Origin of the sequence: Streptomyces sp. NPDC101194 (assembly GCF_044767885.1) — a bacterium.
Taxonomy (GTDB): Bacteria; Actinomycetota; Actinomycetes; order Streptomycetales; family Streptomycetaceae; genus Streptomyces.
On the sequence record NZ_JBIWOS010000010.1, the window covers coordinates 252,470 to 265,753 of the forward strand.

The following is a 13,284-nucleotide window of genomic DNA, read 5'->3' on the forward strand; positions in this document are numbered from 1 at the left end:
CCCCGGCTGGGGGGGGGGGGCGGCCCCCGGGGCCCCCGGGGGGTCGCCGGCCCCCGCCCGGGGGCCGCCCTGCGCGGCGGGGGCCCCCCCGCCCCGCCCCCCCCCCCGGCGCCGGCCCGCTCAGCCGAGATCCACCTCCGGCTCGTACATGTCCAGCCACATCGCGAGGTCCAGCGTGCGCTCCAGCCCGCGACGGGAGGCCGAAGTGATCCCCGGCGCGTCGTGCTCGGCCACCCGTCGCAACCGGTCGCGGTCGATGAGGTCGAAGACCCGGTGGTCCGGGCGCGCGAGCAGGTCGTGCGCGTGCTCCTGGAGCGCGACGGCGTACTTCGGGTCCTGCGTCGACGGATAGGGACTCTTGGTCCGTTCGTACACGGACCGCGGCAGCAGGTCCGCGGTGGCCTCGCGCAGCAGGCTCTTCTCCCTGCCGTCGAAGGACTTCATGGCCCAGGGGGTGTTGTAGACGTACTCGACGAGCCGGTGGTCGCAGAACGGCACACGGACCTCCAGGCCGACGGCCATGCTCGCGCGGTCCTTGCGGTCGAGCAGGATGCGTACGAACCGGGTCAGGTGGAGGTGGCAGATCTTGCGCATGCGGTACTCGAAGTCGCTCTCGCCGGAGAGCCGCTCGATGCCGGCGACGGCCTGGTCGTAGCTGTCGCGGATGTACGCCCGCAGGCCGAGTGCCTGGTTCACGTCGTCGCGGAGCATGCCCGCGTCCTCACCGAAGTGCTCGGCGAAACGCACCAGCCAGGGGAACGTGTCGGCATTCCTGGCCTCCTCGTCGAAGAACTGGAGGTAGCCGCCGAACACCTCGTCGGCCGACTCCCCGGACAGTGCGACGGTCGAGTGCTCGCGGATGGCCCGGAAGAGCAGGTAGAGCGAGGCGTCCATGTCGCCGAGCCCCATCGGAATGTCCCGGGCCCTGATCATCCGGGCGCGCACCTCGGGGTCGGCGAGGGTGTCCGGGTCGAGCACGATGTCGCGGTGGACGGTGCCGGCCTGTCGCGCCACGTCGTGGACGAACGGGGTGTCGGGAGTGGTACGCAGCTCGTCGGCGACGAAGTTCTCGGTCCGCCCGACGAAGTCGACGGCGAAGGTGCGGACCTTCTCACCGCTCCTGGCGAGCTGTCGGGCGGCGAGCAGGGTGACCGCCGACGAGTCGAGGCCGCCGGAGAGCAGGACGCAGCGGGGTACGTCGGAGACCAGTTGTCGGCGCACGATGTCGTCCAGCAGCGTCCGCACCCTGGCGACCGAGGTGTCCTGGTCGTCGGTGTGCGGGCGGGTCTCCAGCCGCCAGTAGACGTGTCGGCGCAGACCGCCGCGGTCGACGGTGACGACCGTGCCGGGCTGTACCTCGTGCATGCCGTCCCACACGGCGTGGCCGGGGGTCTTGACGAGGGTGAAGAGCTCCCGGAGCCCGTCGAGGGTCACGCGGGGCCGGGCGAGCGGGTTGGCGAGGATGGCCTTGGGTTCCGAGCCGAAGAGCACTCCGTCGGCCGTCGGCCAGTAGTAGAAGGGCTTGACGCCCATCCGGTCGCGGATCATGACGAGCTTGTCGTGGCGGCCGTCCCAGAGGGCGAAGGCGTACATGCCGTTGAGCCGTTCGGCGAGGGACTCGCCCCACTCCAGGTATCCGTGCAGCACGACCTCGGTGTCCGAGTCGGTGAGGAACCGATGCCCGCGGGCCGTCAGTTCCGTGCGCAGTTCGGTGAAGTTGTACGCCTCACCGGAGTAGACCAGGGCGACCTCGCCCTCCGGTGTGCCGACCGTCATGGGCTGGCGTCCGCCGGGCAGGTCGATGATCGCGAGCCGACGGTGCCCGAGCCCCGCGTGTTCCACCGTCCAGGTCCCCCGGTCGTCGGGGCCCCGGCAGGCCATGGTCTCCGTCATCGCGTCCAGCGTCGCCACGTCCGCGGCTGCCCGCAGATCGCGGTCGAACGAGACCCAGCCGGCGATGCCACACATACGCGTCCTCCCGATTCGGTCCCGGCCGGGAGAGCGGTCCGTACACACGGTGCCGTCCCATGGGCGGCATGCCGAAGGCGGGGCCCGGCAGAACCAGTTGTATCTAGCAGCTATATGTCGAGCCTGTGCCTGCGATTGCGTACGGTCAACACGGTCGTCACGTGGATGGAGGCCGGCTCCTCATACTTTCGGCCGTCGCTTTCCCCTTCCTATACGGGACCGCCATGCTTCGCAGCCCGTACGGAAAGGGCTCGCAAGCTCCGAAGGCGGCCCGAATCGGCCACGGGCAAAGACTTTCCCAATCCGCGACGGGCCGGTGGAGTGCACCCGAGGGATCCGCGGGCAGTCCGGTGCGGCCGATCACGGTGACCGATCCGGGTGACCCGTCCGGCGGACCGTTCAGGAAGGGGTCGATCGCCGAGCGACGCCGACGAGCCCCGACTCGTAGGCGCTGATCACCAGCTGCGCACGGTCCCGCGCCCGCAGCTTGCTCAGCAGCCGGCCGATGTATGTCTTGACGGTTCCGCCGCTGAGGTGGAGGTACTCGCAGATGTCGGCGTTGGAGAGGCCACGTGCGACGAGCACCAGGACCTCGCGCTCGCGCTCCGTGAGGTTCTCCAGCGAGGAGCCCGGCACATGGTGCGCCTGGGGAAGACGAGCGAACTCGGCGATCAGGCGTCGGGTCACCGAGGGTGCGAGCAGGGACTCTCCGGCGGCAACCGTGCGGATGCCTGCCAGCAGGACCTCGGGAGAGGTGTCCTTGAGGAGAAACCCGGAGGCCCCTGCGCGCAGCGCGCCATACACGTACTCGTCGAGGTCGAAGGTGGTGAGGATGAGAACGCGCGTCCCGGCCGTCCCGGGAGATCCGGCTATGCGCCGTGTCGCCTCGATGCCGTCCATGACGGGCATCCTGATGTCCATCAGCACCACGTCCGGGCGGAGCCGCTGTGCGCTCTCGACAGCTTCGGCACCGTCGCCTGCCTCGCCCACCGCTGTCAGCCCCGGGGTGGTGTCGATGAGCACCCGGAAGCTGCCTCGGAGCAGCGACTGGTCGTCGGCGACGAGTACCTGGACCGGTTCGGTCACGCGGTCCTCTCCTTCCGGCTCGGAGCCATGCCGTGGGCGGGTTCGGACGGGAGACGAGCCGACACGGCGAACCCGCCGCCGGGCCGCGACCCGGCGGCCAACGTTCCCGCGTACATCATCACGCGCTCACGCATCCCCACGAGTCCGTGACCACCCCTGAGTTCCACCCGGTCGGACGCGGCCGCGTTCCCTGCGCCGTCATCCACCACTTCTATGTGCGCATCGCCTTGCGAGTCGACCGTGATCGTCACCTGGCAGTGTGCTCCGTCGCCGGCGTGCTTGACCACGTTCGTCAGCGCCTCCTGCACGATCCGGTAGACGGCCAGCGCCGCCCCCGCGGGGAGGCCGACCGCCAGCCGGGTGCGGAGCTCGGTACGGACTCCCGCCCGCTCGGCACGCCGGACGAGGGCCGGCAGGTCGTCCAGTCCGGGAGGGGGAGCCGTCTGTGCCGGTCCGGGCTCCCTCGCGCGCGGTCCAGCGCTGTCGCCGCGCAACACTCCCAGGGCACGCCGCATCTCGGTGAGCGCCTCCCGTCCGGTCTGCTCGATCGCCTGGATGGCATCGCGCGTCTCTTGAGGGCGGGCCTCGGCCACGTGGTCGGCAACCGCCGCTTTGACGACGATCACGCTCAGGCTGTGCGAGACGATGTCGTGCAGCTCCCTGGCGATGCGCAGGCGTTCTTCGGCCAGTGCCTCCTCCGCGAGGCGACGGTCCCTTCGGGCCGCTCGGGATCTCCGCTCGCGCACGACACGGCCTGCGACCCACGCTGCCCCGATGACCAGCCAGACGAGGACGGCGGTTCCGACGGCGTGCGTCCACGGGCCGGAGGGCGTCACAACCCCCTCACCGGTGATGACCGCGGCTGCCGAGACCACCAGGCTCAGGGCGAGCGCCGCCACGGCCCGGCGTGTCGGCTCGATGAGCGCCACCGCGTAGACGGCCAGGGCCGCGGAGATGTAAGGGTCACGGGTGATGTCGAGCAGTGTCGCCGTCGCCGAAGCACCCAGAACCAGGGCCAGGGCAGGCAGCGGCCACAGGCGCCGAACGGCCAGCGGCGCTCCCACGCAGACGGCCACCAGACGCCCCAGCCACCACGGACCGGAGAACCGAGGCAGACCGTCCGAGGCGCTCTGGTCGGCCAGTGCCACGTACCCCGCGGTCACGACGGCCGCCATGCAGGCGTCGATCGTCAGCAGATGCGCGCCGGTCCGCAGGCGCCGCCCCATTCCGTGCATCGCTCGACGATACCGATGGCCGCTCATCCGGCCTGCCCGAGGAGAAACATCGCGGTACCCGCGGCGACCAGCAGGAGAAGCCTTCCGGCGACCGTGGCCGCCCGGGGGGTCGGTCCGTCGCGCAACGCGGCCACGCCCAGGGGAACGAGCGCGAGGCACAGTCCCGCAGCGGCCGCGACCGACAGAGGGGTCGTTCCCTTCAGCACCCCCAGCGGCATCGCCGATGCCGAGGCCAGGGCCGCCGCACGCAGCGGTCCCAGCACTTGGGAGCGGTAGGCGCCGATGGCCAGCAGGAGCCAGCCGCCCATGATGGCTGCGTTGAGTGTGCTGAAGATGTGGAACGCGCCGTAGGTCTCGCTCACCGTTCGCGTCGCCGATGCCGCTCCCTGCACGGCCACCAGCTGGAAGGCCAGGTGGTCCACACCGGCGTGGAACGCGCGGGCGAAGAGGCCGAGCACCGTGAGCGCGCCGCCCCACAGGGCGAGTTCCCGGAATCTCACGCCGATCCCGGCGGCGAGAAGCACGACTCCCGGCCAGAGCAGCACCCACCCGGCGGACACAAAGCTGTAGGAGGCCGTCATGAGGTCCGGATGGCGCCCGTACGCGCTCAGCTGCGCAGGGAAGAAGAAGTCGAAGCGCAGACGCAGCAGTATGCCGGTGAGCAGCAGCAGGGGGCCGAGGACGAGGGAGGCGCCACCCACCCAACGTCCCGGAAAGACAGGGTCGGCAACGGTGATCGACGAAGTGGTGACGGTCATGGGGCAACGATGCCGCCGCCGCACGCACCACGTCGTCGGAGCGTGGACCACACTTTCGGGTCGGACCGTGGTCGTACCGCTTGCCTCGTTCTCGCTTCCGGTCCGGTCCCCGGACCCGAACGAGAGCCCCTAAGCGCCGTCCCGGCTCAGCATCTCGGTCGTGATCGCCCACCGCTCGTGGTCGCGCCAGGCCCCGTCGATGAAGAGGAAGTCCGGCGAGAATCCTTCGAGGCGGAATCCGGCCCGTCGCACGAGGGCGAGCGAACCTGCGTTTCCCGGCTGGATGTTGGCTTCGAGCCGGTGCAGGCCGAGCGGCCCGAAGGCGTACCGCAGGACCAGCTCCAGCCCTTCGCTCATCAGTCCGCGCCCCGCCGCATGGGCGAAGGCCCCGTATCCGAGCGCGCCGCAGAGGAACCCTCCGCGGACGATGTTGTTGATGTTGATGAAGCCCGCGATCCCGCCGCCGGCCCCGCCGCCCCCGCCTTCGACTGCGCCGCCGTCGCGTTCGCAGACGAGGAACCCGGCCTTCGTGGGGTCATCGATCACCCGGCCCGCGTAGGCGGCGTACGAGCGGGCGTCGACGGGCGGGAAGAGCCAGGGACTGTGCAGGCCCCGGCTCTCCCGCGCGCGGGTGGTGAACTCCTCGGCGTCCGCCTGCGTGTAGGGGCGGATCGCCGTGCGGCGTCCCCGGGCCAGGTAGTCGGTTCCGGTCATCCGGCCAGCCTAAGGGCTGTCCCGTAACCCCTGGTGGAGCAGCGCGCGGCGTCGGATGCGGTGCATCGCAAGGCGGAGGGACGTCCGCCTACTGGATGCAAGTGGACGTCCCGACGACGCGGCAAGGTGCCGTGGGCGTCGTCGCGCCCGCCAGGCGTTGCGGGACCGCCCTCCGGGTCTCTCGTCCGGATCAGGCCGTGTCGGCGGGCGTGGCCCGGCGCCCGTGGATCGCGAGGCCGAGGAGGGGGGCCTGGCGGCGCCATGACGACCGACGGCGACGCGACGGGTCACTCCACCCGGTCGCCGACCACCGGAAGCTCCAGCACACCTGTGTCCTCGGGGGCGCTGACCACCGTGACCGGCTTGATGCCGCGGTTGCCCGAGTAGGCGCTGTCGCTGGCCGCGATCACGAATTCGAGCCGGTGGCCCGCCTCGTACCGGTGGACGATGCCCGGCAGTTGCACGGTGAACGAGCGGGTGACGTCCGGCACGCGCACCGGGGAGACGAGCCGGTTCACCAGTGTCCTGGAGCCGTCCGGCGCCACGTCGTACACCTTTGCGAACAGGACGAGCTTGTCGGCGGCGTCCCCGCTGTTCTGTACGCGCTCCGTCCTGGGCGAGACGACCTTGAGCGTGGCCTTCGGCGCACCGACGACATCCACGGCGGCGGTCAACGGGGCGCTGCTCCAGCCCAGGTAGGTGCCCTTGATGTCGTACGGCGCGGGGTCGGGCAGCCCGATGATTCCGGCGAGCGAGCTCTCCGAGTGACTGGTCGGCACGAGCCAGTTGGCGTACTGGCGGCTGCCCCGGGTGACCTCGGACCGGTTGTCGACGAGCTTGCCGTCACCGGAGAGGTACATCTTCCGGCTCGGGGCCGGTACGCCGGCGGCGGTGCCGTAACCGCTCTTCCAGTCCCGGTAGTAGGCGAACTCGGGCCCCGTGTCCGTGTTCTTCCTGTGCCGGAGGTAGCGGTCGAACCAGGCGAGGACGCGCTGTCCGACGTAGCTGGTCTCCAGGTTGCCCTTGCCCAGGTCGAGTTCACCGGGGGCCTGCCCGCCGCTGTGTCCCCAGGCCTGCCAGATCATCTTGGTCGTGGTGCCCTGCGCCTTGAGGGTCCGGTAGGTGGCGGTGGCCTCGTTCAGGTTGAACAGGCTGTCGGTCTGGCCCTGGACGAGCAGGGTGGGCGCCTTGACCTTGTCGAGGTGGTCGACGGGTGACACGCCGCGCGCGTAGTCGAGCATCGCGGCGGTCCTGTCCGCAGGGTAGCGGCCGGAGTTGAGCAGCCGGATGGTGTCGCAGGCCTGCGCCGCGAAGTGCAGGCAGGAGAGACTGCCGAACCGGGACGGGTCCACACTCGCGTTGAGGAGCATCTGCCCCTCCCCCATCAGATAGAAGCCGTTGGTCCACTGCCACTTGAAGACACCGGCGGTGTCGGACGAAACCCCCTCGCGCGTACCGGCGTTGTTGGGCGCGAGCGAATAGGCGAGGTCGTTCCAGGTGATCAGCGGCACGAGGGCGTCGACGCGCCGGTCGACGGCCGCGGTCGCCATCTGGATGGCACCGCCGTACGAACCGCCGATCATGCCGACCCGGGGGTCGCCCGTGCCGTCCTTGGTGACGTAGTCGGCCCTGGTGCCGTCGTCGGCGGCGCGCGTTCCGGCGAGGAAGTCGATGAGTCCGGCGGCGGCCTTCCCGTCGATGGCCGGGTCGTCGAGCGTGATGAGACAGCCGGACCTGCCGAAGCCGAGGCCGGAGTAGACGAGACCGACGTAGCCGCGGGAGGCGAAGGCCTTGCCGATGGCGTCGGTCGAACCGTCGGACTTGCTGCCGCCGAAGCCGTTGGTGGCGAGCACGGCGGGGGCGGGGTGCTGGGCGTCGACCCCGGCAGGACGGTACAGATCGGCGTCCACGGTGCAGGTCCGGCCGCCCGCCGGAAGGGTGAACCTCAGCGGGGTGACGGTGTACGAGGAGGTCTCAGCGGCGCTCGCGTGCGCCGCACCGGCAAGGAACAGCGGTGCGGCGAGCGCGGCTGCGGCCGCGTACGCGACCGCCTTCCGGGACGGCGTCCGGTGCCCGGACCGGGAGCGGGAAACAGCACGTGACACGAAGGCCTCCACACCGAGAGCATCTTACCGGCCAGTAAGTACTGGACCGCGCTCATGCTGTGACGCGTGTCATAGTGATGTCAACGCCCAGGACCCCGTTTCCTGAAGGATGCTCAACTTCTTCGCGATTTCCCGCCGTTCAGACCAGCGCGGGTACCTCGACGGTGAGCGCGGCGGGGCCGCCGTCGGCCGGTGCGTCCAGCACGGCGGGCACCCCGAGCGGAATCGTCAGCGCGGTCGGCCCGTGCCCGAAGCCCAGTTCCTCGACGACGGGCACACCCAGTGGGCCGAGCCGGTCGACGAGGACCGCCCGCACCTCCTCGTACGGACCGCAGCCCGCCCAGGAACCGCAGGCCACCCCGGACACCCCGTCGAGCGCCCCCGCCCTCAGCAGTTGGGTGAGGATGCGGTCGATGTTGTACGGGTCCTCGGTGGTGTCCTCGATCAACAGCAGACCGCCGTCGGCCGACGTCCGGGCGTACGGGGTGCCGATGTCGGCGGCGAGCAGGCTCACGCAGCCGCCGTAGGTGATGCCGCGGGCCCTGCCGGGAACCAGCACCCGCGCCGAGGGAAGACCGAGAGTACGCACCGAATCGGGCTCGAACAGGGTGGCCCGCAAGGACTCCTGGGTGTCCGGGTCCTTGAGGAAGGTCTCGGTTCCGACCATCGGCCCGTGCAGGGTGGCGAGGCCCATGCGCCGGGCGAACGCCTCGTGGAGCACGGTGATGTCGCTGTAGCCGATGAACACCTTGGGCCCGGCCGCGCGCATCGCCGCCCAGTCCACCAGGTCGACCATGCGCTGCACGCCGTATCCGCCCCGGGCACAGATCACCGCGTCGACGGAGGGATCGCACCAGGCCTCCTGGAGATCCCGGGCCCGCGCCTCGTCGGTTCCCGCAAGGTAGTCCAACTCCGGATGCACGTCGCGCGCATGGGGTGCCTCGACGGGGACGAGGCCCCAGCCGCGCAGTACGTCCAGGCCCGCGTCGAGACGCTCGGCCGGCACCGGTCCGCTCGGGGACACGACGGCGATCCTGGCACCCGGACGCAGCCGGGCGGGTCGGGTCAGGGGGGCGAGGGTCACTTCTTCAGCTCCAGTCGCGGTACGTCCGGGCAGTCGATGCCGAAGGTCTGCCCGTACAACGAGAGTTCGGCCTCCAGGGCGCGGATCATGGTGTCGGCACGCCGGAACCCGTGCCCCTCCCCCTCGAAGGTGAGATACGCGTGCGGGATACCGCGCCCCTCGACCCGCTCCAGGAACCGCTCGCACTGGACGGGCGGGCAGATCGGGTCGTCCAGCCCCTGGAGCAGGACGAAGGGGGTGGTCAGCCGGTCGGTGCGGCTGACCGGCGACCGTTCGCGGTAGCGGGCCGGGACTTCGGCGAGCGGGCCGACCAGGGATTCCAGGTACTGCGACTCGAAGTCATGGGTCTCGTCGGTGCCCCAGCCGGTCAGATCGAGGATGGGGTAGATGATCGTGCCGCAGGCGTAGACATCGGTTCCGGTCAGTGAGGCCGCGGTGGTCCAGCCGCCGGCGCTGCCGCCCCGGATGGCGAGCCGTCGCCGGTCGGCCGTGCCCTCGGCGGCCAGCGCCTCGGCGACGGCCGCGCAGTCCTCGACGTCGACGACGCCCCACTGTTCGCGCAGCCGGTTGCGATAGTCCCTGCCGTAGCCCGTGGAGCCGCCGTAGTCGACCTCCGCGACACCGATGCCGCGGGAGGTGAAGTAGGCGATCTCCAGGTCGAGTACGAGCGCGGCATGGCCGGTGGGACCGCCGTGCGCCCAGACCACATAGGGCGGCAGTTCACCTTCGGGACCGGTCCGGCCGGGGTTCCGGGGCGGGTAGATGTGGGCGTGGATCTCCCGTCCGTCGGGCCCGGTGAAGGTGCGGTCCTCGGGCTGCGGGTAGTACGCGGGGTCGACGGCGTCCTCGTGCGGTGTGCCGATGATCCGGGTGCGGCCGGTCGCGGTGTCCAGTTCGACGACCTCGTAGGCGCTGTACGGGCTCGCGGCGATGCCGATGACCCGGCTGCCGTGCACGGCGAGCGACTCGGCCCATTCGGTCCACGGCCCGGCCACGTCGACGAGTTCGCCGGTCTCCGGATCGAGGATGCCGAGCGTGGTGGTGCCCCGGCCGTGGACAGTGGCGATCAGGCCGTTCTCCAGGGGCCGGAACCAACTGAGCCCGATCTTCCAGAGCGGTCCGGCGAACTCCTGTTCCCGGGGGCAGAGCGCCACCGCGCCCCGGTGCGGGTCGGCGCGGTACAGGTTCCACCAGCCACTGCGGTCACTGGCGAAGAGCAGCTGTCCGTCGGCACCCCACTCGATCTGCGGCACCGACTCCTCGGGGCCGCCGCCGAAGCTCCACGCGTGCTCGAACGTACCGTCCTCGGCGACGTCCGCGAGCATCACCTCGGTGCCGTCCCACGGCATGCGCGGGTGGTCCCAGGCGACCCAGGCCGCCCGCCGTCCGTCGGGCGAGAGCTTCGGTCCGGTGACGAACCGGTGGCTGTCGTCGGAGAGTTCACGTACCGCCGAACGGTCTTCGGCCGCGGAACCGTCCAGGGGCACGGCGGCGAGCACCCGGCGCAGTTCGGTGGGCGCCTCGCCGGTGAACTCCTCCAGGACGCACCAGACCTCGCCGCGTTCGAGGTGGAGCTGCGGGTCGACCCAGCGCAGCCCGCCGCCGACGGGTGAGACCGGGGTCAGCGGCCGGGGTTCGCCGGCTCCGTCGGGCGCGTAGGCGTACAGCCGTTGGTCGGCGAAGTCGACGAAGACGATCAGCGGGCCCCCCTCGGCGCGTTCGGCCCCGGCCCAGGGCTGTCCGCCGTACTCGATGACGCGGCTCCGCACGTTCCACGGAGCGGGCAGGGCGGTGCCGGTGGTCCCGTCCGCCCGGCGGCGGATCAGGGCGCGGCGACCCGCCTCGGCAGGGCGCGGCTCCGTCCACCACACCTCCTCACCGACCACTCCGACATACTCCGGGCGGCCGTCGTGCGACGCCGCGAGCCGTGCGTCGATCGGTGACGGCCATGTTCCGTAGGCCCCTGTGGACACCATGATGATTCCCCCCTGGCGGGTCAGGCCGTGCGCAGATAGTGATCGAGGACGCGGACGCCGAAGTGCAGCGCTTCGACGGGGACGCGTTCGTCGACGCCGTGGAACAGCGCCTGGTAGTCGAAGCCGACGGGCAGCTTCAGTGGCGAGAAGCCGTAGCCGGCGATGCCGAGCCGGGAGAACTGCTTGGCGTCCGTGCCGCCCGACATGCAGTACGGCACGACATGGCCGTCCGGGTCGAAGCGCTCGATCGCGGCACGCAGCTTCGCGAAGGTCGGCGAGTCGACCGGCGCCTGCAGCGGGACCTCGCGATGGTGGAACTCCCAGTCGACATCGGGTCCGGTCAGCCGGTCCAGAGTGGCGTGGAACTCGTCCTCGCCGCCGGGCACCATCCGGCCGTCGATGTGCGCGGTGGCGTGACCCGGGATCACGTTGACCTTGTACCCGGCCTCCAGCATGGTCGGGTTGGAGCTGTTGCGTACGGTCGGCTCGACCAGTGCGGCGGCCGGGCCGAGCTTGCCGAGCAGCTCGTCCACGTCGAAGCCGGGGGCGTCGAGGTCGGGGTGGATGCCGTACAGCGCGGCGATCTCGGTGAGTGCGGCGCGGACCGTCGGGGTGAGCCTGACCGGCCATGAGTGCTGACCGATCCGGGCGACGACCGAGGCGAGCGTGCTGACCGCGTTGGCCTTGTTGACCTTGGAGCCGTGCCCCGCCTTGCCGTGTGCGGTGAGCTTCAGCCAGGCGGTGCCGCGCTCGCCCGCGGCGATCGGGTAGAGCGGCATGGAGGGGCCGGCGTGGAAGGTGAAGGCACCGGACTCGCTGATGCCTTCCGTGCACCCGTCGAAGAGTCCGGCGTGCCGGTCGGCGAGGAAGCCGGAGCCGTCCTCGGCGCTGGCCTCCTCGTCGGCGGTGTACGCGATCACGATGTCGCGACGGGGCCGGACACCGGCCCGCGCCCAGGCCCGGACGACGGCCAGGACCATCGCGTCCATGTTCTTCATGTCGATGGCGCCTCGCCCCCACACGACACCATCGCGTACCTCTCCGGAGAAGGGGTGCACGGTCCAGTCGTCGGCCTCGGCCGGGACGACGTCGAGATGGCCGTGCACGAGCAGGGCGTCTGCGGACGGATCGGTGCCCTCGATCCGGGCCACCACGTTGGTGCGTCCCCGGGTGCGCTCCAGGAGGGTGGGTTCGAGTCCGGCGTCGGCCAGCCGCTCGGCGACGTACTCGGCGGCCGGGCGTTCCCGGCAGTCGCCGCCACCGCGGTTGGTGGTGTCGATCCGGATCAGCTCGGAGGTGAACGTCACCGATTCGTCGAGCGCCCGTTCGTCGACGCCCTGTTGGGGATCGGTCGCCTCAGCCATACTGTTCCTCCACGGCGGACGACACGATGGTCGTCACGGCCTTGAACGTGCGAATGGCTTCGTACATCGTTCCGCTGGTGTAGGCGACGCGCCGTTCGCCGCCGGGTGTCACGCCGGGGACGACGGTGGCCGCGCCGGCCAGGTGCTCGGCGTCGAACTCCAGCTCGACGGTGAACGGGCCGCCCTCCACCGGGGTGTGACGCACCGCCAGCGCGGTCGCGTCCTTGGCCGCCGCACGGATGTCGGCGGCGGTTCGGGCCGGGGTGCGGCACACCGCCGCGTACCGCGACACATAGTCCTTCACGGCGACCTTGCGGGCCTCCGGGGCGTACGCCTGCGCGTCCGCGCAGGTGAGGTCGTCGCCGGTGACGAGGACGACGGGGACGCCGTACTCGGCCACGACATGCGCGTTGAGCAGCCCCTCGCTCGCCCGGACGCCGTTGAGCCAGACCCCGGTGAGGGAGTTCGCGAGATAGGTGTGGGCGAGCACCCCCTCGGCGCCGGCGCCCGTGTGGTAGCCGATGAAGGCGATGGCGTCGACGTCGCCGTGCTGGACGCCTTCCACCATGGAGAGGGACTTGTGCCTGCCGGTGAGCATCTGGACCCGGTCGTCGAGCCGCTCCAGCAGAAGGTTGCGCATGGACCAGTGGGCCTCGTTGACGAGTACCTCGTCGGCGCCGCCGTCGTAGAAGCCGAGCGCCGCCGCGTTCACGTCGGAGGTGAACATGGCGCGGCATCGCTCCCACTGCGGGGTGCCCGGCAGCACATCGGCAGGCCAGGTCACACCGGTGGCGCCTTCCATGTCCGCGCTGATCAGGATCTTCATGCGGGGTCACGCTACGCGCCGAAGAACCTCCAGGCCAGAGCCACGGAGACGTTCAATGGTCCAGTCCTCCGAAGAGAGCGCGACCCACACCCCCATCAGGAGCATTCCGGACACATCGCGCCCGGCCGGCGGCCGGGCCGGCCCTCGTCGCCTTGACAGCCTTCCGAC

At 71.0% G+C, this 13,284-nt stretch carries 10 protein-coding genes; all 10 read right to left on the reverse strand.

The window, feature by feature from the left end:
- Window positions 1-120: 120 nt before the first annotated feature.
- A complete protein-coding gene (asnB, locus tag ACIRP2_RS31170; RefSeq protein WP_404256114.1) occupies window positions 121-1,968 on the reverse strand; it encodes an asparagine synthase (glutamine-hydrolyzing) in 1,848 nt (615 codons plus the stop codon).
- Window positions 1,969-2,367: 399 nt separating this feature from the next.
- The gene (locus ACIRP2_RS31175) at window positions 2,368-3,054 is read right to left on the reverse strand and encodes a response regulator (protein WP_404256116.1); all 687 of its coding nucleotides are present in this window, start codon (window positions 3,052-3,054) and stop codon (window positions 2,368-2,370) included.
- Entirely contained in the window at window positions 3,051-4,289 is a 1,239-nt protein-coding gene (locus ACIRP2_RS31180) for a sensor histidine kinase (protein WP_404256118.1), read from the reverse strand. Before ACIRP2_RS31180 ends, ACIRP2_RS31175 begins: the two co-directional genes overlap by 4 nt.
- Window positions 4,290-4,312: 23 nt before the next feature.
- The gene (locus ACIRP2_RS31185) at window positions 4,313-5,047 is read right to left on the reverse strand and encodes a hypothetical protein (protein ID WP_404256120.1); all 735 of its coding nucleotides are present in this window, start codon (window positions 5,045-5,047) and stop codon (window positions 4,313-4,315) included.
- Between the two features lie 129 nt (window positions 5,048-5,176).
- Entirely contained in the window at window positions 5,177-5,761 is a 585-nt protein-coding gene (locus ACIRP2_RS31190; protein WP_404256122.1) for a GNAT family N-acetyltransferase, read from the reverse strand.
- 287 nt (window positions 5,762-6,048) lie between these two features.
- On the reverse strand, window positions 6,049-7,878 hold the full coding sequence (locus ACIRP2_RS31195; RefSeq protein ID WP_404256124.1) for a CocE/NonD family hydrolase: 1,830 nt from the start codon (window positions 7,876-7,878) through the stop codon (window positions 6,049-6,051).
- 127 nt (window positions 7,879-8,005) lie between these two features.
- Window positions 8,006-8,950 (reverse strand): LD-carboxypeptidase, encoded by a 945-nt coding sequence (locus ACIRP2_RS31200; RefSeq protein ID WP_404256126.1) that lies wholly within the window; start codon window positions 8,948-8,950, stop codon window positions 8,006-8,008.
- Entirely contained in the window at window positions 8,947-10,926 is a 1,980-nt protein-coding gene (locus tag ACIRP2_RS31205; RefSeq protein ID WP_404256129.1) for a prolyl oligopeptidase family serine peptidase, read from the reverse strand. The genes ACIRP2_RS31200 and ACIRP2_RS31205 overlap by 4 nt, the downstream gene beginning before the upstream one ends.
- A gap of 20 nt (window positions 10,927-10,946) precedes the next feature.
- Complete coding sequence (locus tag ACIRP2_RS31210) at window positions 10,947-12,290, reverse strand: M20/M25/M40 family metallo-hydrolase (RefSeq protein ID WP_404256131.1); 1,344 nt, start codon at window positions 12,288-12,290, stop codon at window positions 10,947-10,949.
- Complete coding sequence (locus ACIRP2_RS31215; RefSeq protein WP_404256133.1) at window positions 12,283-13,116, reverse strand: M55 family metallopeptidase; 834 nt, start codon at window positions 13,114-13,116, stop codon at window positions 12,283-12,285. Before ACIRP2_RS31215 ends, ACIRP2_RS31210 begins: the two co-directional genes overlap by 8 nt.
- Between the last annotated feature and the right edge of the window lie 168 nt (window positions 13,117-13,284).